The sequence below is a fragment of the Solwaraspora sp. WMMA2065 genome, assembly GCF_030345075.1.
Lineage (GTDB): Bacteria > Actinomycetota > Actinomycetes > Mycobacteriales > Micromonosporaceae > Micromonospora_E.
Genome location: NZ_CP128361.1, coordinates 2,260,003 through 2,283,572, shown reverse-complemented (window position 1 = coordinate 2,283,572; position 23,570 = coordinate 2,260,003). Strand labels below are relative to the sequence as shown.

22 protein-coding genes and 1 pseudogene are annotated in these 23,570 nt (G+C 70.4%); 18 read left to right on the top strand and 5 right to left on the bottom strand.

Features of this window, described 5'->3' with window-relative positions; translation table 11 throughout:
• Positions 1 to 5 precede the first annotated feature (5 nt).
• Positions 6 to 935, bottom strand: coding sequence for an HNH endonuclease (locus O7610_RS10320; RefSeq protein WP_289213144.1), 930 nt, complete (start codon positions 933 to 935; stop codon positions 6 to 8).
• Between the two features lie 180 nt (positions 936 to 1,115).
• Here O7610_RS10320 and O7610_RS10315 point away from each other — a divergent pair, with 180 nt between their 5' ends.
• The 8 genes and pseudogenes from O7610_RS10315 (at position 1,116) to O7610_RS10285 (ending at position 6,801) form a co-directional block, all read left to right on the top strand.
• Complete coding sequence (locus O7610_RS10315; RefSeq protein ID WP_289213143.1) at positions 1,116 to 1,718, top strand: XRE family transcriptional regulator; 603 nt, start codon at positions 1,116 to 1,118, stop codon at positions 1,716 to 1,718.
• 43 nt (positions 1,719 to 1,761) lie between these two features.
• On the top strand, positions 1,762 to 3,123 hold the full coding sequence (locus tag O7610_RS10310) for a hypothetical protein (RefSeq protein WP_289213142.1): 1,362 nt from the start codon (positions 1,762 to 1,764) through the stop codon (positions 3,121 to 3,123).
• 314 nt (positions 3,124 to 3,437) lie between these two features.
• A complete protein-coding gene (locus tag O7610_RS10305) occupies positions 3,438 to 4,283 on the top strand; it encodes an alpha/beta fold hydrolase (protein WP_281550518.1) in 846 nt (281 codons plus the stop codon).
• An 87-nt stretch (positions 4,284 to 4,370) separates the two neighbouring features.
• Positions 4,371 to 5,498 carry a hypothetical protein gene (locus tag O7610_RS10300; protein ID WP_289213141.1) on the top strand — a complete coding sequence of 376 codons (1,128 nt, stop codon included), beginning with the start codon at positions 4,371 to 4,373 and terminating at the stop codon, positions 5,496 to 5,498.
• A 20-nt stretch (positions 5,499 to 5,518) separates the two neighbouring features.
• Positions 5,519 to 5,851: a hypothetical protein gene (locus tag O7610_RS10295; RefSeq protein WP_289213140.1), complete on the top strand. Its 333-nt coding sequence runs from the start codon at positions 5,519 to 5,521 to the stop codon at positions 5,849 to 5,851.
• Positions 5,848 to 6,069, top strand: coding sequence for a hypothetical protein (locus tag O7610_RS10290; protein ID WP_289213139.1), 222 nt, complete (start codon positions 5,848 to 5,850; stop codon positions 6,067 to 6,069). Before O7610_RS10295 ends, O7610_RS10290 begins: the two co-directional genes overlap by 4 nt.
• A 35-nt stretch (positions 6,070 to 6,104) precedes the next feature.
• Positions 6,105 to 6,290 (top strand): annotated as a pseudogene (locus O7610_RS30620) (MOSC N-terminal beta barrel domain-containing protein); the annotation flags it as partial.
• 100 nt (positions 6,291 to 6,390) lie between these two features.
• Entirely contained in the window at positions 6,391 to 6,801 is a 411-nt protein-coding gene (locus O7610_RS10285; protein WP_289213138.1) for a hypothetical protein, read from the top strand.
• 26 nt (positions 6,802 to 6,827) lie between these two features.
• On the opposite strand, the gene O7610_RS10280 is transcribed toward O7610_RS10285, so the two are convergent.
• Positions 6,828 to 7,385, bottom strand: coding sequence for a dihydrofolate reductase family protein (locus O7610_RS10280; protein WP_289213137.1), 558 nt, complete (start codon positions 7,383 to 7,385; stop codon positions 6,828 to 6,830).
• Positions 7,386 to 7,434: 49 nt separating this feature from the next.
• On the opposite strand from O7610_RS10280, the gene O7610_RS10275 reads away from it, so the two are divergent.
• A complete protein-coding gene (locus tag O7610_RS10275) occupies positions 7,435 to 8,379 on the top strand; it encodes an RNA polymerase sigma-70 factor (protein WP_289213136.1) in 945 nt (314 codons plus the stop codon).
• A gap of 101 nt (positions 8,380 to 8,480) precedes the next feature.
• On the top strand, positions 8,481 to 9,689 hold the full coding sequence (locus tag O7610_RS10270; RefSeq protein WP_289213135.1) for an NAD(P)/FAD-dependent oxidoreductase: 1,209 nt from the start codon (positions 8,481 to 8,483) through the stop codon (positions 9,687 to 9,689).
• Here the strand turns inward: O7610_RS10270 and O7610_RS10265 are convergent.
• On the bottom strand, positions 9,667 to 10,689 hold the full coding sequence (locus tag O7610_RS10265; RefSeq protein ID WP_289213134.1) for a zinc-dependent alcohol dehydrogenase family protein: 1,023 nt from the start codon (positions 10,687 to 10,689) through the stop codon (positions 9,667 to 9,669). The two genes, O7610_RS10270 and O7610_RS10265, sit on opposite strands and share 23 nt — an antisense overlap.
• A gap of 174 nt (positions 10,690 to 10,863) precedes the next feature.
• Here O7610_RS10265 and O7610_RS10260 point away from each other — a divergent pair, with 174 nt between their 5' ends.
• Positions 10,864 to 11,742: a helix-turn-helix transcriptional regulator gene (locus O7610_RS10260; RefSeq protein ID WP_289213133.1), complete on the top strand. Its 879-nt coding sequence runs from the start codon at positions 10,864 to 10,866 to the stop codon at positions 11,740 to 11,742.
• Positions 11,743 to 12,179: 437 nt separating this feature from the next.
• On the opposite strand, the gene O7610_RS10255 is transcribed toward O7610_RS10260, so the two are convergent.
• The gene (locus O7610_RS10255; protein WP_502959105.1) at positions 12,180 to 14,393 is read right to left on the bottom strand and encodes a S8 family serine peptidase; all 2,214 of its coding nucleotides are present in this window, start codon (positions 14,391 to 14,393) and stop codon (positions 12,180 to 12,182) included.
• A 200-nt stretch (positions 14,394 to 14,593) separates the two neighbouring features.
• Complete coding sequence (locus O7610_RS10250; protein WP_289213131.1) at positions 14,594 to 15,163, bottom strand: hypothetical protein; 570 nt, start codon at positions 15,161 to 15,163, stop codon at positions 14,594 to 14,596.
• Between the two features lie 115 nt (positions 15,164 to 15,278).
• On the opposite strand from O7610_RS10250, the gene serC reads away from it, so the two are divergent.
• From serC to O7610_RS10215, 7 genes are all read left to right on the top strand, one after another.
• Positions 15,279 to 16,403 (top strand): 3-phosphoserine/phosphohydroxythreonine transaminase, encoded by a 1,125-nt coding sequence (serC, locus tag O7610_RS10245; RefSeq protein WP_289213130.1) that lies wholly within the window; start codon positions 15,279 to 15,281, stop codon positions 16,401 to 16,403.
• A 12-nt stretch (positions 16,404 to 16,415) separates the two neighbouring features.
• Entirely contained in the window at positions 16,416 to 17,258 is an 843-nt protein-coding gene (locus O7610_RS10240) for a 2-oxo acid dehydrogenase subunit E2 (RefSeq protein WP_289213129.1), read from the top strand.
• Positions 17,245 to 18,582, top strand: coding sequence for a cytochrome P450 (locus tag O7610_RS10235; protein ID WP_289213128.1), 1,338 nt, complete (start codon positions 17,245 to 17,247; stop codon positions 18,580 to 18,582). The genes O7610_RS10240 and O7610_RS10235 overlap by 14 nt, the downstream gene beginning before the upstream one ends.
• Positions 18,579 to 19,193 (top strand): hypothetical protein, encoded by a 615-nt coding sequence (locus O7610_RS10230; protein WP_281550507.1) that lies wholly within the window; start codon positions 18,579 to 18,581, stop codon positions 19,191 to 19,193. The genes O7610_RS10235 and O7610_RS10230 overlap by 4 nt, the downstream gene beginning before the upstream one ends.
• Before the next feature lie 182 nt (positions 19,194 to 19,375).
• Positions 19,376 to 20,038: a hypothetical protein gene (locus O7610_RS10225; RefSeq protein ID WP_281550506.1), complete on the top strand. Its 663-nt coding sequence runs from the start codon at positions 19,376 to 19,378 to the stop codon at positions 20,036 to 20,038.
• Between the two features lie 122 nt (positions 20,039 to 20,160).
• Complete coding sequence (locus tag O7610_RS10220; protein ID WP_281550505.1) at positions 20,161 to 21,345, top strand: acyl-CoA dehydrogenase family protein; 1,185 nt, start codon at positions 20,161 to 20,163, stop codon at positions 21,343 to 21,345.
• Positions 21,346 to 21,662: 317 nt separating this feature from the next.
• Positions 21,663 to 23,402 carry a phospholipid carrier-dependent glycosyltransferase gene (locus O7610_RS10215; protein ID WP_289213127.1) on the top strand — a complete coding sequence of 580 codons (1,740 nt, stop codon included), beginning with the start codon at positions 21,663 to 21,665 and terminating at the stop codon, positions 23,400 to 23,402.
• Positions 23,403 to 23,570: the final 168 nt, after the last annotated feature.

Sequence of the window (23,570 nt, the reverse complement as noted above, 5' to 3'; positions counted from 1 at the left end):
GAGCTTCAGTGCTGGAAGACCGTGTCAGTGTGCCATTCCAGCAGGTCGTGGTCGGGGCGGCGGGCCTTCTGCTCGGGTACGGCGATCTGGGTGCCGGCGCGGGCGTAGAACTGCTCGCCGTTGCCGAAGTCGTCGCGCAGGCGTCGGCTGACCAGCAGCCGGTACTTCGGGTCGACGCCCAGGTAGCCCTGGTCGAAGAGAATGTGTACGTCGGCCCGCAGCAGCATGCCGTTGTCGATGCGGTGCTCGCCGCCGGCGGCCACCGGGCGGATGTGCGCGGCCTGCAGCGCCGGCCGCAGCTTGCTGTCGGTGATCGCGCAGCGCCGGGAGTACGTGTCAAGGACGACCGCCTTGAACGACTGCTGCCCGAGGCGCTGCGGCCGGAGCCGGGAGTCGCCGAACACCGGACCCGGCCGGTGCCAGGCACCCTCCGGATCGACGCGGACCTCGCCGCCGAGCAGGAGTTTCGTCAACTGCTCGAAGTAGTCGAAGTGTGTGCCCGACGACAGGTCGTACGTCTTGCCCTGGGTGAGGTTCGGCGAGAACTCCGGCGGGGGCTCCGGCTGACGGCCCTCGGGGAAGAAGACCGTGTCGCGGATGAAGATGCAGCCGATGACCGGGTCCTCGCCGGGGCCGATCGGATCCCTGCGGTACTTGCCGATGTCGCGGGCCATGTCGGCCAGGGAACCCGCGCCGTTGGCCTCCCCGAACAGCCCCCACGCTTCCGAGAGCCGCAGCTTCGCGAAGCCGCTGAAGAAGCCGCCGCCGACGATCCGATTGTGCGGGTAGCGGCTCTTGAAGAAGAACGGCTCGCCGGGGGTCAGGACCTTGAAGCTGCCGCCGCCCGGCCGCCAGAAGTTGACCTCGTTGATCTGCGGTCGGGCGGCGAGGAAGCTGCGCCACTCGCCGTCGGTGACCCCCACGAACGCCTTCACCCGGTCATCTTGCTCGGCGGGCGGCGCAGCCCGGAATGGGCCGACCGGCTGACAGTCGAGAGTGCACCTTGCCGGCGCGGGCCGGACACGGTTGGATCACGCTGATGCCCCGGCTAGCCGGACCCGTCGCTGCTGCGCCGGCTCGGCCCCGCCCTCGGCCTGCATCGGAGCGACCTGTTCGTGATCGCCGGTCAGCCGGTGCCGGACGACCTCACCCCGCTGGACGCCACCGCGTCGAGCGCGCTCGGTTGGCTGGCCTGGTCGCTGACGTACCTGCCGGGTGCCGTACCGGAACTGCACCAGCTCGTACGCGCGATGCCGCAGCAACCCCGTCCGGCCTCGCCGCCAGCGGTGCCACCGCGCCACCGACGCCGGTGCGGTGCTGGTGGCCTGGTGGTGCGCCTGCTGCACAACCGGAACCTGAATCTGCACGGCTCAGCCAAGTACCTGTTCGGCATCGGCAACGGTCCGGCGCTGTCGGGGTCGACGATCGGCTTGATCGGCGGTGCCGAGAAGGTGTTGACACCCGAGCTGCTGGCCGGGTTCGCCGCGTTCCTCGACGTTCCTTGGGACGACCTCAGCGCGCTGACCGGAATCGACCTGGCCGGGGTCGACCAGCCGACGCACCCGGACGCGGCCGAGGTCGCCGAGCTGATCTGGGCGGCCCGCCGCCTGACCGCCGACCAGCTGCGACAGGTCGGCCGTCACGCCCACGCCATCCGGCATCGACTCACCGACGAACGTGAACCGGGGCTTCGGTGCAGCTGCCCCAACCCCGCCTGATGCCAGGCCGCGTGGGACGGACACGTGCACCTACCGTGGCGTCGTGACGAACGTGAGGCATCCCCAGCTGTCCGGGCTGGGGAGGAACCCGGCGACCCCGGACGATCTCCTGGTACGCCTGGCAGCCCATGCTGCCGGCCGCCACGGGATATCGCTGCGGCGAGGTCGGCTGGCAGACGCCGTCGTGGAAGCTCTGCTGGAGCATGGCGGCAGCGAGTCGGCCATCCACCTCAACGGCGAGCGCATCTCCATCCGGATGCGGAACGTGATCGCCGAGCATCCTGATCCTGCCATCCGGCACGCGTACGCCAACTTCGTCCGGGACCTGGTGGACCTGAACTCGTCGCTGGGCATCGAGTCGCTTGAGGAGACCTTCGAGGAGAGCCGGTCCAGCTTGGTCGACTCGCCGGATCCGAAGCTCCGGGCGGCGGTCGCGGACACCTGGGCTGATCGGCCACTCGCGGTGCAGCTGCGGCTGCTCGCCGACCCCGACCCATCGGTACGTGCTGCGGCGACCCTGCGCCGCCATCCGGGGGTACCCGTCGAATGGCGGGAGAGGTGCCTCACTGACCCGGCTACCCGGGTCAACGTCGCGCGCTATGTGCCGTTGACCGTCAAGCAGGCGACCGACCTGATCAGCAGTGGGGATCTCGAAGCGTGTCGGGCGGTGGCAGCCAATCCTGAGCTGCCTGCCGGGGCGGTCGAGCTGCTGATCGAGATGGACGATCCGCAGGTGCGGGTGGCGGTCGCGTACAGCCGGCACATCGACGCCGACACGAGAGACCGGCTGTTCGCGCCGGTGGCGGCCGAGGCCGACGCTGGCAGCATCGCCGCCTACGTTGCGTTGTGCTGGAACTTCGACGAACCGGGCTGGCTCCGTGAGGTGCCGATTACCGAGCGGCTGGCGTACCTGGACTGTCCGCATCCGCCGTTCCGTCGGGTGCTGGCGAGCTGCCGTGACCTGCCGGACGCCGCCTGGGAACGGCTCGACAACGACCCGGACCTGCGGGTGCGCCGGTACGCCGCCGCCCGGCCGGACGCCCCCGCCGCCGTCCTTGAACGACTCGTGCGTACGGGTGGCGCGATGTTCCATATCCGGCCGCCGATCGTCGAGCACCCGAACTTTCCACGCCACCGGCTGCGGGCCTTCGCCGACGATCCGGACCCTCATATCCGGTACATCGCCCTTGAGGATCCTGACCTGCCGACAGCGGTGCTGGAACGGCTTGCCGCCGACTCCGAGGCATTCATCCGGCGCGGAGCGGCGCGGCACGCCCATGCCACCCCGGCCCTGTTGGAGCAGTTGCTCGCCGATGCTGATCCCGAGGTCGTCGACGAAGCCGCCGCCAACCCGCAGCTTCCCCTCGGGTCCATGCGCCGCATCCTCGACGAGTCGGCGTTGTAGTCGTTGCGCGACAGACCTATTGGTTTGGCGGGACGCGACGTGGCGCGCACGGACGACGCCGGTGGTTCGCGTCGGCGCATGATCAGTGGGCTTTCCCGACGGATCGCGACCGTCCTCGGTGCTGCGGGGAGTCGGCGCGGCCGTGTAGTCACGCCCGCAGTGCCGGCTGCGGCGGCTGGCAGTTCGGCTGTGAGCAGGGGGCTCGGTTCGTCTGCGGAGGCGTCGTACGGAAGAGTACGCTCACGGCGGGTCGTCGACACCCCTGGCCCGGCGGTTCCACCGATCAGCTGAGCGCGCCTCACAAAGGGATTCCTATGAGTTCGTCGACACCGTTGTTGTTCCTGCACGGATACTGGCACGGCTCCTGGTGCTGGAGTGAAGTCACCGCCTGCGTCGCGGCAGCCGGCCGGGCCAGTGTCGCAGTGGACATGGCCGGGCACGGCCTGCGGGCCCGGCGGCCCCGTTCGGTCTACGCGCGCCCGTTCGACCCGCAGGCGATCGCCACCGAGGTCTCCCCGGTGGCCGCCGTCGACCTCGACCAGGCCGGGGACCTGCTCGTCGCGCAGCTCAAGCAGGTCGGCCGGGGCGGCCCGGTGACGGTCGTGGCGCACAGCATGGGCGGCACGGTGCTGACCCGGGTGGCCGAGCAGGCACCCGAGCTGGTCGCCCATGCCGTATACCTGACGGCGTTCATGCCGGCGTCGGGCCTACCGGCGATCGCCTACATCGACATGCCGGAGAACGCCGGCGAACTCATCGGGCCGTCGCTGTGCGCGGACCCCGTCGCGGTCGGTGCGCTCAGGCTGGACGTCGGGTCCGTCGAGCCCGGCTACCGTCAGCAGCTTCGAAGCGTGTTCTTCGGCGACATCGATCCAGACTCTGCCGACGCGGCCATCGCACTGCTGACCCCCGACGCGCCGGCCGGTATCGCGCTCGGCGCCACCGCCCTGACCCGGTCCGGCTGGGGCTCCGTCCCCCGCACCTACGTCACCTGCGCCCAGGACATGGCGATCAGGCCCGCGCTCCAGCAGAAGTTCATCGTCGACGCGGACGCCGCGTTCCCCGACAACCCGACGTCCGTCGAGGCGCTCGACGCGTCCCACACGCCCTTCCTGTCCATGCCCCAGCAGGTCGCCGACATCGTCACCGCAGTGGGCTGATCGGAATCGGTCCGTTGGGTCAGCCGGTCACCCGGGACGCGAGGTGACCGGCGCGGACGGTTGACGGCGGTGGTTAGCGTCGGGGCCATGATCAGTGGGCTTCTCCGACGAATCGCGACCGTCCTCGGTGCCGCGGCGGTCGGCGCGGCCGCCACCGTCACGGCGGCTGTACCGGCTGCGGCGGCCGTCACCCCGGCCGTCACCAGCTACGTGTGGGCCAGCAACCCCACCGCCGCCAGCTACACGGTGCCGATGTGGACCTCCGGCGGCCGCACCTACTACTCGTACGCCAAGAATCCCGGCGGCGGGCCGATCACCGTGACCCGGTCCGGTGCCGGCGCATACCAGGTGCGGTTCGGTGGGCTCGGCTCGCTGGTGACCGGCGGCGGGGGAGTGGCCCACGCCCAGGCGTACGGCGCGGCGGCCCGGTTCTGCACCGTGGGCTCCTGGTACCCGTCCGGTGCCGATCTGCTGGTCAACGTGTACTGCTTTGGGGCCGGCGGTGCCCGGCAGGACACGTACTTCGTGGCGAACTTCGTCGAGGCCAGCGGCTCCACGCTCGCCGCCGACGGCGTGTCGTACCTCTGGTCCAACAATCCGACCTCGCCGATGTACACCCCGAGCGCCTGGTACCGCTACGACGCCGGCGGCGTCACCCCGTGGGTGGCACGGGACGCGCCCGGCTCGTACGCGGTGGAGCTGCCCGCCTCGGCCGCCCGGACCCAGACCACGTTCTACCAGATCACCGCCTACACCTCGGCGGCCGTGAAGTGCAAGGTGGACTCGTACCTGGCCGACGGGATCGCCCGGGTGCGGTGCCGGGACGCCTCCGGAGCCTTCGTCGACTCCCGGTTCACCATCACCTGGACGATCCACAACCTGCTGCAGCAGATCGCCCCGACGGCGCTGGCGACGGTCGACGACACGTACCCGTCGGGTGGGCCGGCACCGGCGATCACCTGGACCAACGACAGCTCGGTGAGCGGCGACTACGCCGTCACCCGCACCGGCACCGGACGGTACGAGATGGTCTTCCCGCAGATCATCGACTACTCCGGGCACGCCGTGGCGTACGCGCTCGGCTATCAGGACGCACACTGCCACGTGCAGTACTGGCATCCGGTCGGCACCACCGACATGAAGGTCGGCGTGACCTGCCTAAACAGCGCTGGCAGCCCGGTCAACACCCCGTTCACGGTCGGCTTCACCTGGTAGTGCAGACCTGGCAGGAGAGTGTGCCGTTCCGGTGGGACCTGGTCACACCGGACCAACTCGGAACGATGCTCGACGGTGCCGCGCCGCCGGACCTGTGGTTCCTCGATGAGCTCGTCACCTGCACCGGGAAGGTGCTGGCCCGCAGCGGAAACGGTGACCTGTACTTCGTCGGCAGATCGTTGGACTCGATGTTCGACCTGCTCGGCGGAGTCCTCGCCGGACCCGTCGGCGTGCAGCGACTTCATCGGCTGCCGCTGTCGTTCCAGCGGCCGGCGGTCAGGTCCGGGAGCCGGTGGCGGCGGCGTCCGTTGAGCATCCATGGGTCTGGTCGTACTTCGGCGACCACCAGGTGAAGCTGACCCGCTCGCTGTACCCCGACCGGTGGATGGCCGAAGCCGCCGGACCCGGCCGCGACGAACGCACCCGACAGGCCCTCGCCGAGGCCGCCGCGCTGGTGGCGTACGGACGCAGTCGGGCCGGCCGGCACGCCGTCGCCCGCGCCGTGGGACGCGACCACGCACTCGCGCAGCCCTGGCTGCGCACCCTTGTCACCAACCTCACGAACAGCTGACCGACAGCGTCAGATCCTCGGCTAGGTTCCTTGGCATGCGTCACGATCGTCGGGTAGGCAAGGTCCGGCAGCTGTCGCGCTACCCGGTGAAGTCGATGCTGGGAGAGGATCTGGACCAGGCGTACGTGGACGAGGCCGGCGTCGACGGTGACCGGGCCTTCGCCGTGCTCGACTGTCTCACCGGCAAGGTGGCCAGCGCCAAGAACCCGCGCCTGTGGCGGGACATGCTCACCGTACGGTCCACGCTGACGCCCCCCGGCACCACCGGCACCCCGGCGGTCCGGCTGACCATGGCGGACGGTACGACCGAGACCGTGACGGGTGACCGGCCACCGCGATCCGGCGCTGTCCACGCTGCTGGGCCGGGACGTGCGCCTGCTCGACCGGGCCGCGCCGGGCGCGAGCATCGAACGGATGGACCCGGACCAGGTACGCACCGACGACGACCTGTCACGCGCGCAGACCGGCAGTTCCACACTGGCTGCCGGCTCTCCACCCGGCACCTTCTTCGACTTCGCGCCCCTGCAGCTGATGACGACCGCGACCCCACGATGCGTGGTACCGGCGCTGCGCCATGGTGACGGCCAGCCGGATGTCGCGCTGCTGCAGGTGCTGAGCCGGCACAACCGTCTGCGACTGGCGGACGTCGGCGTTCTGCCGTGTGCCGGGGTGTACGCCCGGCCGCTGGAGGCCGGCGTCATCCGCTCCGGTGACCCGGTCGAGTTCTGCTGACCGTATCCGTACCCGTACCCGGTGACTCAGCGCGTGCGGCGGTAATGCATGGCCATCGCGCCGTTGCGCAGCGGCTCCGCCGACAGCAGTTCGAGCTGGCGGGTGCCGGGCAGCCCGCCCTCGTACAGGGTCGGGCCGTGGCCGGCGATCCTGGGATGGACGAGCAGCTGGTACTCGTCGATCAGGCCCAGCCGGTCGAGCCCGGTCGCGAGCGTGCCGCTGCCGAGCAGCACCCCGGCCGGGGTCGCGTCCTTGAGCTTCTGCACGCCCTCGCGCAGATCACCGGCGATGTGGTGGCTGTTGGTCCACGGGAAGTCGGTACGCGTCGACGACACCACGTACTTGGGTTTGGCCTCCAGCTTCACCGCCCACTCGCGGATGGCCGGCGGCGCCTCCTGGTCGCCGCGGGCGACGGCCGGCCAGTAGCTCTCCATCATCTCGTAGGTGACGCGGCCCCACAGCATCGCCCCGCTCTCGTCCATGAGCCGGGTGAACAGGGCGTGCGTCTCATCGTCAGCGATTCCTTCCTGGTGGTCGACGCAACCGTCCAGGGTGAGGTTGATGCTGAAGGTGAGCAGACCCATGGCCGGCGAGTCTAACGCCGGGTCGACGGCCAGACATAGCATCGAGTCCATGGCGCTGACGGCGGACGACGTCGACCGGTTCGAGGCGGCCAGGCCGCGCCTGGCGGCGATCGCCTACCGCCTGCTCGGCTCCGCCAGCGAGGCCGAGGACGCCGTGCAGGAGACGTTCCTGCGCTGGCAGGCCGCCGACGTCGACCGGATCGACATCCCCGAGGCGTGGCTGACGAAGGTCCTCACCAACCTGTGCCTCAACCAGCTGACCTCCGCGCGGGCCCGCCGCGAGACGTACGTCGGGCAGTGGCTGCCCGAGCCGCTGCTCGCCGGCGACCCGATGCTCGGCCCGGCCGACACCGCCGAGCAGCGCGAATCCGTCTCGTACGCCGTCCTCGCCCTGATGGAGCGGCTGACCCCGCAGGAGCGGGCCGTGTACGTCCTGCGCGAGGCGTTCGACTACCCGCACCGCGACATCGCCGGCATCCTCGGCGTCTCCGAAGCCGCCAGCCAGCAGCTCCTGCACCGGGCCCGGCAGCACCTCGCCGCCGGCCGGGCCCGTACCGAGGTCGACCGGGTCGCCGCCCGGCGGGTCGTCGAAGAGTTCCTGGCCGCCGCCACCAGCGGTCGGATCGAACCACTGGTACGCCTGCTCACCGGCGACGCCGTGTCGATCGGTGACGGCGGCGGTCACGTCCCGGCCCGTGCGACGCCGGTCGTCGGGGCCGTCGCGGTCGCGAAGTTCCTGCGCGGCCTGTTCACCCCGGGTGCGGCCAAGCGTGCGCTGCTCGGTGGCTCGCCAGCGGTCTACGCGTGGACCGCCAACGGTGGCCCCGCAGTCGTGGTCGTCGTCGACGGTCGGGTCATCGGCGTCATGTGTCTGCAGGTCACCGCCGAGGGTGTCGCCGTGATCCGCAGCCAGGTCAACCCCGACAAGCTGCACCGGGCCACCGCGTCCTGGGCCGCCGCCGACCACGGGGAACCGCTGTTCACCGCCTTCTGACCGCACCGTGTGAGGTGCTTCACGCCGCTGTCGCGTCAGCAAACGCCGGGCTGCCCGGTTCAGGTGGTGTCACACCCCGTGCAGACAGACAGGAGCAGGACATGCGGCACCGCATCATCGTCCTCGGCGCCGGATACGCCGGAGCCAGCGCCGCCGGCCGCCTCGCTCGGCGGCTCGACCCCGGAAACGTCGCCATCACCGTCGTCAACGCCGAGACCGACTTCGTCGAACGCGTCCGGATGCACCAGTTGGCGACCGGCCAGGACCTCAAGCCGCGACCGCTGCGGGAGATGTTCGCCGGCACCGGCGTCGAGCTGCGGATCGCGAAGGTCACCGGTGTCGACGTCGACGCCGGAACCGTCACGGTCACCGCCAGCGACGGCGACACGGCCGCCGGCAACGGCACCGGCGGCACCGACGTGCTCGGCTACGACACCCTCGTCTACGCCCTCGGCAGCGGCTGGAACCCGGGAGCCGTCCCCGGCGTCGCCGAACACGCCGCCGAGATCGCCAGCCGGCCCGGCGCGCTGCGGCTGCGGCAGCGCCTTGCCGGCCTTGCCGCCGGGCAACCCGTCATCGTGGTCGGCGGCGGACTGACCGGCCTGGAAGCCGCGACCGAGATCGCCGAGGCCCGCCCCGACCTCGACGTCGCCCTCGCCGTGCGCGACGGCCTCGGCGGCACCCTCTCGCCGAAGGGCCGCGCGCATCTGCGCAAGGTCCTCGCCGGGCTCGACATCACCGTGCACGAGCACACCGCCGTCACCGGCGTCGCCGCCGACCGGGTCACCACCGCCGACGGCGGTGCCGTCCCGGCCGCGGTCACCGTCTGGACCGCCGGGTTCGCCGTCCACCCGATCGCCCGTAACACCGGATTGACGCTCGCCGACAGCGGCCAGATCGTGGTCGACGAAACCATGCGTTCGGTCTCGCATCCGAACGTGTACGCGGTCGGCGACGCGGCCTGGGTGATCGGCCCCGGGGACAGGCCACTACGGATGTCGTGCGCCTCGGGAATACCGACCGCCTGGCAGGCCGCCGACGCGGTCGCGGCCCGGATGACCGGCGGGAAACTGCCGAACACGCCCTTGCGCTACTTCAACCAGTGCATCTCGCTGGGCCGCCGCGAGGGCCTGATCCAGTACGTCACCGCCGACGACCGGGCCAGGCCGGCGGTGCTGACCGGGCGGCTCGCCGCCGTCTACAAGGAGCTGGTCTGCAAGGGTGCCGCCTGGAGCGTCGCCAACCCGACCCTGCGGCTGCCGACCCGCCGCCGCAGCGTCAGCCGGGTCAGGGCCGGAGCAGAACTTTGATGGCGCGGCGTTCGTCCATCGCCCGGTAGGCGTCGGCGGCCCGGTCGAGGGGCAGGGTCAGGTCGAAGACCCTGCCCGGATCGATCTCCCGGCGCAGGATCAGGTCGACCAGGTCGGGCAGGAAGCGGCGTACCGGGGCGGGACCGCCGTGCAGGTGTACGCCGGAGAAGAACAGCTCCATGCCGGGCAGCTGCACGCCGTGGGCGACGCCGACGTAGCCGACGTGCCCGCCGGCCCGGGTGGAGCGGATCGCCTGGAGCATCGACTCCTGGGTGCCGACGGCCTCGATGACCGAGTGCGCGCCGAGGCCGCCGGTGAGCTCCCTGACCCGGGCGACACCCTCGTCACCACGTTCGGTGACGATATCGGTCGCGCCGTACTCCAGGGCGATCTTCTGCCGGGAGGTGTGCCGGCTCATCGCGATGATCCGCTCCGCGCCGAGCTGCTTGGCGGCCAGGACGCCGAGCAGGCCTACGGCGCCGTCACCGACGACGGCCACCGTCCGGCCCGGCCCGGCCTGGGCGGCGACCGCGCCGAACCAGCCGGTGCCCAACACGTCGGAGGCGGCGAGCAGGCTCGGGACCAGGTCGGCGTCCGGGGCGTCGGCGGTGGCGACGAGGGTGCCGTCGGCCAGCGGGATCCGGGCGTACTGGGCCTGCGAGCCGGTGGGGGTGGCGAACTCCCGGTTGACGCAGTGCGTGTGGTAGCCGGCCCGGCAGATATCGCAGGTGTTGTCGGAGGCGAAGAACGAGCCGACGACGAACTGCCCCGGCCGTACGGTGCGGACCTCGCCGCCGACCTCCTCGACGTAGCCGACGTACTCGTGGCCCATCGGCTGCGGCCCGGCGATCTTCTCGATTCCCCGGTACGGCCACAGGTCGGACCCGCAGACGCAGGTCGCGGCCAACCGGATGATCGCGTCGGTCGGGGCGACAATCGTCGGCTGCTCCCGCTGCTCCACCCGGACGTCAGCGGGGGCGTGCAGGACGGTTCCGAGCATGGTGCGTACTCCTTCACCCGAACACGGATGGTCGGGCCGGTCCTCGCGGCGGTCCGCCGCGAGGGGACCGGCACTGCCCAGCCAACCCGGTTTCCGGCCGGTCGGGGAGTGCCTGTCGAGAGGTGTACCGGCAGGGCACCCCACCGGCGGGCGGCCCGACGTACCGTCGGTGACGTGGACAACCGCACCGAGGTCCGCGAGTTCCTCGTCTCGCGCCGCGCCAAGATCAGCCCCGAGCGGGCCGGGCTGCCCGCCGGCACCAACCGCCGCGTCCCCGGGCTGCGCAGGGCCGAGGTCGCCGCGCTGTCCGGGGTGAGCATCGAGTACTACGCCAAGCTGGAACGCGGCGCGCTGGCCGGGGTGTCGACCAGCGTGCTCGACGCGATCGCCCGTGCCTTGCAGCTCGACGACGCCGAACGGGCCCACCTGTTCGACCTGGCCCGCGCCGCCGAGGGCAGCAGGACCCTGATGCGGCCCCGGCGTCGCCGCACCCGGCAGTGGACCCCGCACCCGAGCCTGCAGTGGACCCTCGACGCCGTCACCGAAGGGCCGGCGTTCGTGCGTAACGGCCGGATGGACCTGCTCGCCGGCAACCAGCTGGCCCGCGCCTTCTACGACCAGGTGTACGCGCAGCCACCGCGGCCACCGAACCTGGCCCGGTTCACCTTCCTCGACCCGGCAGCCCGGGACTTCTACCCCGGCTGGGAGACGGCGGCCGACATCGTGGTCGCTATCCTGCGCACCGAGGCCGGCCGCGATCCGCATGACAAGGACCTGCACGACCTGGTCGGGGAGCTGTCCACCCGCAGCGCCGGCTTCCGCACCCGGTGGGGCGCGCACGACGTCCGCCACCACGGCACCGGCACAAGGACGTACCGGCACCACGTCGTCGGTGAGCTGACCCTCGCCTACGAAGGGCTGGAGATGGCCGCCGAGCCCGGACTGACTTTGACGATCTACGCGGCCGAGCCGGGCAGCCCGTCCGCGGACGCGCTACGGCTGCTCGCCTCGTGGGCGGCATCCCAGCAGCAGCCGGACACCGTCGACCGCTAGGAACCGCCCAACGCCTGGCGCAACGCTGTTCGCGTTCAGCTGTGACGGCCTCGGTCCTGGGCCGCAGGTCATCCAGGATGGACTCCATCGGGCCTTTCGAGAAGAAGCCGGCCGGGTTCACCATCAGAACCCGGCCGGCCTCAACAGCGTCCGCCAACGGCTCGTAGCGGCTGTGGAACTGCTCGGCGGCCTGCTCGAACTCGGCGGTGGGTCCGCCGCCCCTGGTCAACGCCACCACTACCACCACGACCGTGACCACGGGTCCGCGTCAAGTACGCCAACGTCGGCCGGGAAGCGCCCACCAAGGCCGCCCTCGTCGCCCGCGCCCTGCAGGACGGCCTGATCACCACCGACGAACTCTGACCGGCCGCCGCCCGAGAAGGTACGCGGCCTGCCGGTGGTGTCCAACAGCCGCGTACCTTCCGTCATCGGCCGGGTCAGAAGCTGAGCCGCCAGCTGTCGATGTACGCCGGCCCGGACACCCCCCAGTAGTGGTCCTCGACCCGCAGCTTCCAGGTGCCGTTCGCGGGTTGCCCGGACGGGTCGACGACGAAGGTCCGGAACATGTTCGGCAGACCCATGCCGTTGACGCCCTGCAGGGTGAACACCTGCCCGTTCGGCGCGACGAGCTGGTAGCTGAGGTCCCGGGACCACGGGTGCACCACGCGTACGTCCACCCAGGCGCTGCGGCCCGGTGCATGGTCGCACCCGGTCACCGTGATCGGGCTCTCGGCGACGTCATGGTCGGCGATCGGCACGTCGGCGGTCGCCACACCGCCGCACACCGGCACCGGCAGGTCGGCCCCGGCGAGGTTCAACGCCCAGGAGTCGAAGAATCCGGTGCCCTGCGGGCCGGCGTCGCGCACCTGCAGGCGCCACGTCCCGTTGGCCACCTTGTCCGACAGGTCGTAGGTGAAGGTGTGGTCGACGTCGGGGCCTGCTCCGCTGCCGGTGCGGACCAGCAGGAAGTAACGGGTGCCGTCCGGGGCGAACAGCTCCACCTGCAGGTCGTGGATGGCGGTGTGCTCGATGCGTACCTCGATGGTGCTGTTGCTGGCCGCGTTGCCCGCGCAGCCGGTGATGGTGATGGGGATGTCGACGGCTCCGCTGAACGGCAGCGCCGTGTCGGTGTCGTTGACGGCGGCGCAGCCCGGCAGCGCATCGACGGTCAGGGTGAAGCTGGTCGTCCGGGTGGCGGCCGTACCGGTGCCGAGGATCACCACCGGGTACGTGCCGGCGCTGGTGAGGGCCGCGGTGCTGATGGTCAGCGTGGTGCTGCCTGCCGAGCCGATCGTGGCCGGGGTGAAGGTGGCGCTTGCGCCCCGCGGCAGCCCGACCGCGCTGAGACCGACGGACTGCGCCGCGCCGGCGGTGACCGTCGCCGTGACGGTGGTGGTGACGGTGCCCCCGGCCGGCGTGGTCGCGCTCGCCGGCCCGGCGGTCAGGCTGAAGTCGTCGTCGGCGGTGACGTCGTCGACGTAGAGCAGCCGGTCCGGTGAGCCGGTGCCGGGGTTGGTCACCACCCCGGGCGTGGCCTCGGCGAGGAGCTCGGCGGTGACCTGCGCCGGGGTGTAGTCGGGGTGGTCCGCGAGGATCAGCGCGGCGGCGCCGGTGACGTGTGGGGCGGCCATCGAGGTGCCGCTGGCCGGCACGGCGGCGGTGTCGCTGTCAAGACCGGCCGAGACGATGTCGACGCCCGGGGCGAAGATGTCGACACAGCCGCCCACGTTGGAGAACGGGGCGCGGGCGTCGTCGGGACCGGTGGCACCGACGGTGATAGCCTCCGGCACCCTGGCCGGGGACCTGGTGCAGGCGTCGGTGCCGTCGTTGCCGGCCGCCACGACGTAGGTGATGCCGTCGGCGACGGACCGGGCCACGGCCTGGTCCATCGGCGTGTAGGAGAAACCGCCGAGGCTCATGTTGGCCACCGCCGGCTCGCCCGGGTCGTGGTCGGCGGTGACCCAGTCGATGCCGCCGATCACGGTGGCGACGTTGCCTTCGCCGTTGCAGTTGAGCACCCGTACGGCGACCAGCTCCACGTTCTTGGCCACCCCGTAGGTGGTGCCGCCGACCGTGCCGGCGACGTGCGTGCCGTGCCCGCGACAGTCGCTGGCGTCGTCGTCGCTGTCGATGGTGTCCCGCCCGGAACGGACCCGTCCGGTGAACTCGTGGTGGGTCAGTCGCATGCCGGTGTCGATGATGTAGGCCCGCACGACCGGCGCGACGTCCGGATAGGCGTACGCGTCGTCGAGCGGTCCGGTCCGCTGGTCGATCCGGTCGAGGCCCCAGGACGGCACCGGCGTCTGCACGTCCGCCGCCGTCACGGTGTGGTTCTGCGTCACCGAGGCCACCCGGGGGTCGGCGGCCAGGCGGCGGGCCTGGCGCTGTGGGAGCCGGACCTCGAAGCCACGCAGCGCGTGCCGGTAGACCTGGGCGACGTCACCCCGGTACCGGTCGGCGAGCGCGGACACGGTGCGTTCGACCCCGCTGGCGGTGTCGGCGGCGCCGCCGGCCGCCGTGTCGGCGAGGACGACGATGTACGAGTCCGCCACGGCGGTGGCGCCGCCGACGGCGTGCACAGTCGCCTCCGGTGGCGCGGCGGCCGCCCCGGGTGCCGCTGGGACCAGGGCCAGCAGCGCTGTCAACAGCACTCCTGCTCTTGCCGACACCATGCTCGTTCCTCCCGGTGCGTCGAAGCTGACGTTTCATGGATCTGCGTCAACAGCATGCGGCGGGAAATTCAGAGCCTTCTGAGAGCCGCCGCCGCGCCGGATTGCCGGGTGGCGCGGCGGCGGGTGGCGTCGGCGTCCGGTCGACGCCCGGATTGGACGCCGACATCAGCTGGCCAGGGTCAGCACCAGCTCAACGACAAGTTGACCCGGGTGACGTTGCGGATGACGTTGTTGGCACCGCCGCAGGGGCTCTGCACGATTCGATGTTGGTGACGGTCAGGTTCTGGAAGGTGATCCCGGGGGAGATCGGGAAACTCGCTGCGGGCCCGCCCGCCGCTTTCGGACAAGCAGAAGATGCCGCGTCCGCCGCCGCTGGCGATGACCGTTGCGCACCTTGACCGCGCGGTCGTCGCCGTGGTTGTCGATGCGGATGCCGAGCCCGCCGGACAGCCGCAGGTTCTGCACCTTGACATCGGTGGTGCCGCGGGTACACCGAGGGCCATGTCACCGGAGCCGGAGCCGGTCACGTTGATGGTGCCGCACACGTCCAGCACGGTGTAGCTGGGCAGCGACAGCCGGGAGCTGGTCGGTACGTTGCCGGAGCCACGCACGACGACCCGCTGTTTGCTGGTCCGTTCGGAGCTGAGGCCGTGCATCGCGGCCTGCATGGCGGCGAGCATGTCGCCGTCGCGGGACAATTCGGACGCTACCGCCGACCCGTACTCCGCCGCTGGACGGCCGGAGCCCACCAGGGAATCCTCATTTTTCCCTCAGCACCGCCTCAGACATCGGGTGGAGCGACTGTGCGACGATCTTGGCGCAGCCCGACCGGGCGGGGGCGGTGGTGAGGTGGCAGCAGTGTCGATGGACCGTGCGGTTCTCAACTTCTACGCGGGACCTACCGGCCTGCCCCGCAGCGTCATGGAACGCATCCGCGTCGAACTCGACGACTTCCAGGGCACCGGGATGAGCGTGATGGAGATCAGCCACCGGGCACCCGAGGTCGAGTTCCTCCTGGCCGACACGACCGAACGGGTCCGTCGCCTGCTGGGCCTCGGCGACGAGTCCGACGTTCTGCTGCTGCAGGGTGGCGGATCGCTCCAGTTCGCAATGGTCCCGATGAACTTCTCGGCACCCGGTGACCCGGTCGACTACGTCGACACCGGGTACTGGGCAGCCAAGGCGATCCGTGAGCCACGGACCCTCGGACGCGACGTGGCGGTAGTGGCCTCCTCCGCCGACCGGGACCACACCTACGTTCCACCGGACGGCTCGATCCGGCCCCGGCCGGACGCCCGCTACCTGCACCTGGTCACCAACAACACGGTGGAGGGCACCCAGTTCCACCAGGCACCCGCCGTCGCGGTGCCGGTGATCGCGGACATGAGCTCCGACCTGATGTCCGACACCTTCGACCCGGCGGCGTACGACGTCGTCTACGCCCACGCGCAGAAGAACATCGGCGTCGCCGGAGTGACCGTCGTGGTCGCGCGTCGGTGCATGCTGGACGGCATCGTCGGTGAGCTGCCGGCGGTGCTCGACTACCGGGTGCACCGACGACACGGGTCGAACTTCCACACCCCGCCGACCTTCGCCATCTACGTCACCTGGTTGATGCTGGGCTGGTTGGCCGACGAAATCGGCGGGCTGGCCAGCATGGGCGGGATCAACCGACGCAAGGCGCAGATCCTCTACGACTACCTGGACGGCGTCCCGTTCTACCGCACCACCGTCGACCCGGCGTCGCGCTCGCTGATGAACGTGGTGTTCGACCTGCCCACCCCGCAGCTGCTGGCGGAGTTCCTGGCCGAGGCGCAGCAGGCCGGTATCGCCGGGCTGGCCGGGCACCGCTCGGTGGGTGGCTGCCGGGCCAGCCTGTTCAATGCGGTGACCGTCGAGTCGGTCGAACGGCTGGTCGACTTCCTGCACACTTTCGAGCGCCGCAACCGGACGACGGACCTGCCACCCGAACCGTCCACCGAACGATAGAGACAAGCCACGATGAATGCTGCTCCGTTCCAGGAACTGCCCTGGCCGCGTATCCGGGAACTCGTGGTTGACGCGCTGAGCGTCGGTCACCGAACCCACATGGCGCACGGCATGGTGGAGTTCGACGTGTCCCGCCCGATGGAGTTGGTCGCGCACTACCGGGCCCAGGTGCCCGACGGGCTGTCGTTCACCGCCTTTCTGGTTTACTGCCTCGGTCACGCGGTCGACGAACACAAGATGCTGCACGCCTTCCGCAAGGGCCGTCGCAAGCTGGTCGTCTTCGACGATGTGGACGTCAACACACTGCTGGAGAAGCGCAAGCCCGACGGATCGCTGGTACCGGTCATCTACGTGGTCCGGGCCGCGAACCGCAAGAGTCTGGCGCAGGTCAACCACGAGATGCGCGCCGCTGCCCGTACCGACCTGTACGACGACGAAGGGGTCCGTCGACGCCGCCAGCTCCTGCGGCTGCCGCGCCCGGCCCGGCGGGCGCTCTGGTGGTGGATGCGGCGCGACCCGGCCCGGGTCAAACGTCAGTGGGGCACCGTCGGACTGTCCAATGTCGGCTCCTTCATCAGCCCGCGCCCGTCCTGGGGGATCTCGATCTCGTTCCTGACCAGCACGCTCATCGTCGGCGGAATGTTCGACAAGGTGCGGTGGATCGACGGTGCCGCCGCGCCCCGTAAGACCCTCAGCGCCACCGTCACGGTCGACCACGACATCGTCGACGGTGCACCCGGAGCCCGGTTCGGCGAGACGTTGGCCGGGCTGATCGAGAACGCCGCCGGTCTCGACGACACGTTCGTCACCGAGACCCTCACACTGCAGGGAGGCGAAGACAGTGCCGCGAAGTGACCACCCGCCGCTGCGGCTGCGGCTCAGCGCCCTGCGTACCGACCTGCTGGGCGTGCAGAAGCGACTGGTCGCCGACCACGACGGATTCGTCCGGTACCGCGTACTGCACCGGGTCTTCACGCTGCTGGCCGATGCGGACGCCAACCAGCGGGTGTTCATCGGGAACCTGCCCGGCTACGGTCGCAGCCTGCAGCACGACAACCTGTCGCTGATCATCGGCCAGGGACTGATCTGCAGTGACGGCGAGATGTGGCGGCGGCAGCGGACGCTGACCCAGCCGGTGTTCAACCGGGCGCTGCTCGAACGCGTCGTCGAGATCACCGCCACCCTGGTGACCGAGGTCGTCGACGGCTGGGACCGCGCCCGCGAGCGGGGCGAACCGGTCGACGTGTTCAGCGACATGCAGACCCTGGCCATGCGGGTCATGGCCGTGGCGCTGTTCAGCCACGATCCGAAGACGACCGCCAACGACTTCGTCGACACCGTACGGGTCGGGTTGGAAGTGGTGGTCCGCCGCAACATCAGCCCGGTGACGGTGCCACTGTGGTTCCCCACCCGGCTGCACCGCCGGTTCGCCCGCCATCTGCGGGCGGTGGACGACTTCGTGGCGGAGCGGATCGAGGAACGGCTGGCCGACACCGACCGGTACCCCGACATCCTGAGCGATCTGATCCGCGCCTACGGCGAACAGGCCGGCCGGCGCCGCCGGGAACTGCGCGACCAGGTCGTCACCCTGTTCTTCGCCGGCTTCGAGACGACCGGGACCGCGCTGGCCTGGACCTGGCACCTGCTCGGCCAACACGACGACGAGATCGCGGGCCGGTTCCGTGAGGAACTGGCCCGGGTGCTCGGCGGACGGGCCCCGACCTACGACGACCTGGGCACCCTGGACTACACCCGGCAGGTGATCCAGGAGTCGATGCGGCTCTACCCGCCGGTCTACACCCTCACCCGCACCGCCACCGCCGACGACGACATCGACGGCCGGCGGATCCACCAGGGCGACAACCTCGTGATCCCGCTGCACACCCTGCACCGGATGCCGCAGTACTGGCCGGAGCCGGACTCCTTCTGCCCGCACCGCTTCGCGCCGGGCCGGCTGACCACCGACCAGCGGCGCGCCTACCTGCCGTTCGCCGCCGGGCAGCGCAAGTGCATCGGCACGAACTTCGCGATCACCGAGATGCTGACGGTGCTGGCGGTCGCCGGGCAGCGGGTGCGGCTGACACCGGTCGACGGGCATCCGGTCGAGGCGGCACCGGCGGTCACCCAGTATCTCCGGCACGGGCTGCTCATGAACGTCGAACTGGTGGGTCCGGCATGAACGCCCTCGCTGCGGGCGACGGCACCTTCTACGGCGTGCTCGACCCGGCCGACCCGGCACAGGTCGCCGAGTACGAAGGGGACTTCTACCGGGCCTACGTCGGCCTGACCGACAACCGGCTGGTCCGGCTGATCTGGGAGTGGGACGACACCGGGCGACGGCTGCGGACCCGGATCCCGTACCAGGACCAGGTCGTCTACTGCTGGCGGCAGCCCACCGGCCGGCTGATCGGGGCCATGGCGGTCAGCGTCGCCGTCGAACGCGGGTTGCAGTCCGCCTCCTTCGGGTTCAGCCCGCCCATGTCACCGGACGCGGGCCGTGCCGGTGGTCGGGTCTGCGAGATCCTCAACGTCATGCACGCCGGTGGCGGGCGCACTTGGACCCGTGCCACGTACACCGGGTTCATCCGCGACGTCGGCTACCGCGACCTGGCGTCGCGCGGCTTCGACGTCGCCTACGCCACCTGCACCCGTCGGCGGCTGCGCCCGTACCTGCTGCTCGGCGCCGAACTGCTGGACCGCCGGACCGTCGACGGCGAGGAGCGGATGTTCCTGCGCTGGCCGATCGGATCGATGACGTACCGAACCAGACCAGGTCGTCCGGCAGAGTAGGCGGCGCTGGCGATCGGCGGCTGACGGTAGGCTCGCTGCCCGTGATTCATTTGCGTAAGCCGGGAGTCCTCGACCGGGATGCACCCCACGTCCCGGATGACCCTCCGACCCCGGCGGCGCAGGACCCGCAGCGGCGGCCAAGTTGGCTGCGGCGGCACCGGCGCTGGTGGTAACCGCTGGTCGTGGTCGTGCTGCTGGGCCAGATGGCGTTCGCGATGGTCACCACCGCCCTGGCGCAGGCACCGACCATCGACGAGCCGGTGTACGTGGGCGCGGCCGCGCTGTACCTGCAGGGCGGCGGTCTGCAGGTCAACCCGGAACATCCGCCGCTCGGCAAGCTAATCATCGGGGCGGGTCTGATGTTCGCCGAGCCCCGCATCGACCCCGGTTTCCGGGGCAACCAGTCGGACCTTGGCCGGCACGTGCTGTACGAGGCGGGCAACGACGCCGACCAGGTGCTGTCGCTGGCCCGGCTGCCGATGATCGGGCAGACTGGGAGACGTGCCGGTGGTTGCGCTCCGGCTCGACCCAGTCGGCCAGCCACGAGGACCTCGCTGGCCCGGGCGACCCCGTCGAACAGGTCCCGCAGGATCTGGTTGTCCATGGTTGGCCCGGCGCAGACGCTGGCGTCGCTGGCCGATCAGGGCGATGTCGAACTGAGCCGTGATGCGATCATCGGCAGTCTGCCGACATCACCCGGACCTGCGACAACATTCCGGGTTCTGCGTACGGCAAAGGCATTCAATGATCCTCCACTCCGCAGAAATGGTGCGAGTTCCGTCTTTGGAGTGTCTTCTGTTCGGCTATCGAAACTGTGGTTAATGGGCCATGCGGATGCAGTGTAAACTCGGCAACTTGAGAGAAGTTGGCTAATGTAACAGCATGTCAAAGTTGTTAATGCCGGTAATTAATCGGCGCCCAGCTTGGAGGGGCAATGTTCCTTCCTCGCATCCTGTTGGGAGTATTGATGACGGCTATCGAGGCGCCGACGAGCGCCGAGCTCGTCCACCGGGCAACTGAGCTGGTACCGCTAATCCGCAGGTACGCAACGTGGCAGGAGGAGAACCGGGTCCTGCACGAGGAGGTGCTCCAGGCGATCGCCGATGCTGGGCTGATGAAGATGCGGGTACCGATCCGCTACGGCGGCTTCGAGTCCTCTGTGGGCGCCGTCTGCGACGTGATCTCCGAGCTTGCCCGCGGCGACGGCTCCGTCGGGTGGGCAGTGAGCACGATGACGATTAGCTCATGGTTGGCCGGCCTGTTGCCGGACGAGACGCAGGACGAGATCTTCGCCGACCCCGACGTCCTCATCGGCAGCAGCGTCAGCCCGAACGGTGTCGCCACCCCGGTCGAGGGTGGTGCCGTCCTCAACGGCAGGTGGGCGTTCAGCACCGGTGTGCTGCACAGCCAGTGGTTCATCCACTCGGCCGTACTGGCCGGTGCAGACGGCGAGCCCGCTCCGGCGATGCTCGCCGTGCCCACCTCGGACATGACGATCGTCGACGACTGGCACACCGTGGGTCTGCGCGGTACGGGTAGCGTGACGACCATCGTGGCGGACCTGTTCGTCCCCGAGGGGCGCATTCTGCCGATCGCCCCCTTGGTGATGCAGAACCAGCATCGTTCCAGGCTGAATGCCGGTTCACTGATGTGGAGGGCGCCTTTCTCTCCAATTACTGCAGCTGGCGCCGCCGCTGTCCCGTTGGGCATGGCCAAGGCTGCGCGAGACGCCTTCTTCGAGCAACTACCGAGCCGGAAGATCGCCTACACCAGCAACGAACACCAGGCCGAATCCGCTCTCACTCATCTGCAGGTGGCTCGGGCCGCAATGAAAATCGACGAGGCCGAGTTCCATGTGCGCCGCGCCGCCGAGCGAGTGGACAGCAAGGTCCGCAATGGCGAGTCCTGGAGCATTCAGGAGCGTGCCCTCGCGCGCATGGAGTTGGGTGTGTCCACCCAACTTGCAAAAGAGGCGGTGGAGATCCTTAACACCGCCAGCGGTGGGTCGTCCATCTATTCGGACAAGCCGATGCAACGCATTGAGCGTGATGTCCAGACGATCAGTCTGCATGGCGTCGTGCACCCGGACACGAACCTCGAGCTGTACGGGCGCGTGCTGTGCGGGCTGGAGCCCAACACGCACTTGATCTGAGGACGGCCGTGTCCGGCAGGGGCGCCCGGGTCACCTGAACACCCCTGCTCGGTCTACTCACTACGGTCCGCATCGCAGGCGGAACCGCCGCCGGCAGGTGAGCCGGCGGCGGTTCCGCTCGCCGGAGCGGAAATGGCTAAGGGCGTCCGAACTCCGATCGAACCGTGCCGGCCTCCCGACTCGGCCCCGGAGTCTTTGCGATCCTCGGTAGGTAGCCGGCTTCAGCTACCCCGGGCCACCGTCGTCCGTCCTTCCCCCGGGGGCATCATCCAAGCGAGGTGACGATCGTAGTCGGGTGACGGGTAGGCTGCCGGCCCGTGAGTCTTTTTCGCAGGTCGGGAGCCCTCGACCGGGATGTACCCGTTACCCCGGATGACCAGCCGGCCACGGTGACGGAGAACTCGGATCGGCCCGGCTGGCTGCGACGGCACCGGCGTTGGTGGTATCCGCTGGTCGTGGCGTTGCTGCTGGGGCAGATGGCGTTCGCGATGGTCGCCACTGCGGTGGCGCAGGCGCCGACCATCGACGAGCCGGTGTACGTGGGTGCGGCGGCGCTCTACCTGCAGGGCGGTGGTCTGCAGGTCAATCCGGAACATCCGCCGCTGGGCAAACTGATCATCGGGGCCGGCCTGGCGTTCGCCGACCCGTACATCGAGCCGTCCTTCCAGGGCAACCAGACGGACCTCGGGCGGCACGTGCTGTACGAAGCGGGCAACGACGCCGACCGGCTGCTGCTACTGGCCCGGGTGCCGATGATTCTGCTGACCCTGGCGTTCGGGTTGGTGGTCTTCGCGTTCGCCCGCGACATCACCGGCCGGGCCGGTGCCCTGATTGCCCTGGCGGTGTACGCGTTCACGCCCGACGTGATCGCGCACGGCTCGCTGGCCACCCTCGACGTGCCCACCGCCGGGTTCCTGCTGACCTCGGTCTGGCTGCTGTGGCGGGCGCGGCGGCGACCGTGGCTCTACCTGCCGTTGGCCGGCCTGGCGCTCGGCGCGGCACTGGCCACCAAGATGAGCGCGTTGGCGGCGGTGCCGGTGCTGCTGGCGCTGGCCGCCTGGTCGGTCCGGCACGCCCGGCCGGCCTGGCCGCCCCGCCCGTCCTCACCCCGGGCACGGCGGTACGTCGTCACCGGCGCGGCCGCGACCGCGATCGGACTCCTCGCGTTGCTGACCGTGTGGGCCAGCTACCTCGTCGTCGACCCACGGCTGCAGACGGTGCCCTCCGGCTCGGTGCCGGCGATCGGCGGGCTGCGCGGAACCGTGGTCGACTGGCTGCCGTTTCCGGAGTCGTTCCGCGACGGCATGCGGATTCAGTTCGGCTTCGAGGACTGGCAATGGGGCGGGTACCTGTTCGGTGAGCCCTACTCCGGCCACCGGTGGTACTACCTGCCGGCCGCGCTGCTGGTGAAGACGCCGCTCGGGGCGCTGGTGCTGTGGCTGGTCGGCGCGGTGGCGATGCTGTCGGTGCCCCGGCTGCGCCCGGCCGCCGGGTACCTGCTGCTGCCGGCCGGCGTACTGCTGGCCGTCGCGATGACCGGATCCCGCGACCTCGGCGTCCGGTACGCGATCGTCGTCCCGGTCTTTCTGGCCGTGGCGGCGGCGGCCGTGACCGCCGTACGGTGGCCCGCCGCGGCCGCCCGGTACGCCCGGCCGGCCGCGGTGGTGCTGGTCGCGCTGGTCGCGGCAAGTTCGGCCCGCGCGTTCCCGTTCTACCTGCCGTACGCCAACGAGGCGTTCGGCGGCCCGGCGCGCACCTACCACCACCTGCACGACTCGAACGTGGACTGGGGGCAGGACCTGAGCCGGTTGGCCGACCGGCTGCGGCAGCGGTACCCGGACGAGCGGGTGTGGCTGGCCTACAAGGGCGCCGGCGTGCCGGAGTACTACGGCATCACCGCCACCGATCCGCGCGAGGTGCCGCCTGAGGAGGTACGCGGACTGCTGGTGGTGTCCAACACCTGGGTGGCGACCACCGGCGGTGAGTTGCGCGAGCTGATCGACAGCAGTGAGCCGATCGACCAGGTCGGTCACTCGATCACCATCTTTCGCCGCTGACCCGGCGACCGCCTGTCCCGATTCCACATCGCCGATCGGCGAGCATCACTGCATCTGGCGCTGATCGTCCGTACGGCCTCGGAACCAGCGCCGAAGAGCGGAGGTGTGGCGCCGGTGTTCTTTCCTCTATGTTCGATCGGGTGGTCCAGCGTCGAAAGACATCCCAGG

Coding starts and splice junctions, on each gene's coding strand:
- O7610_RS10280 (WP_289213137.1), bottom strand. CDS start 7,385: ATGGGTCTGCTCACCTTCAGCATCAACCTCACCCTGGACGGTTGCGTC.
- O7610_RS10305 (WP_281550518.1), top strand. CDS start 3,438: ATGAGTTCGTCGACACCGTTGTTGTTCCTGCACGGATACTGGCACGGC.
- O7610_RS10265 (WP_289213134.1), bottom strand. CDS start 10,689: ATGCTCGGAACCGTCCTGCACGCCCCCGCTGACGTCCGGGTGGAGCAG.
- O7610_RS10300 (WP_289213141.1), top strand. CDS start 4,371: ATGATCAGTGGGCTTCTCCGACGAATCGCGACCGTCCTCGGTGCCGCG.
- O7610_RS10270 (WP_289213135.1), top strand. CDS start 8,481: ATGCGGCACCGCATCATCGTCCTCGGCGCCGGATACGCCGGAGCCAGC.
- O7610_RS10275 (WP_289213136.1), top strand. CDS start 7,435: ATGGCGCTGACGGCGGACGACGTCGACCGGTTCGAGGCGGCCAGGCCG.
- O7610_RS10240 (WP_289213129.1), top strand. CDS start 16,416: ATGAATGCTGCTCCGTTCCAGGAACTGCCCTGGCCGCGTATCCGGGAA.
- serC (WP_289213130.1), top strand. CDS start 15,279: ATGGACCGTGCGGTTCTCAACTTCTACGCGGGACCTACCGGCCTGCCC.
- O7610_RS10220 (WP_281550505.1), top strand. CDS start 20,161: ATGACGGCTATCGAGGCGCCGACGAGCGCCGAGCTCGTCCACCGGGCA.
- O7610_RS10230 (WP_281550507.1), top strand. CDS start 18,579: ATGAACGCCCTCGCTGCGGGCGACGGCACCTTCTACGGCGTGCTCGAC.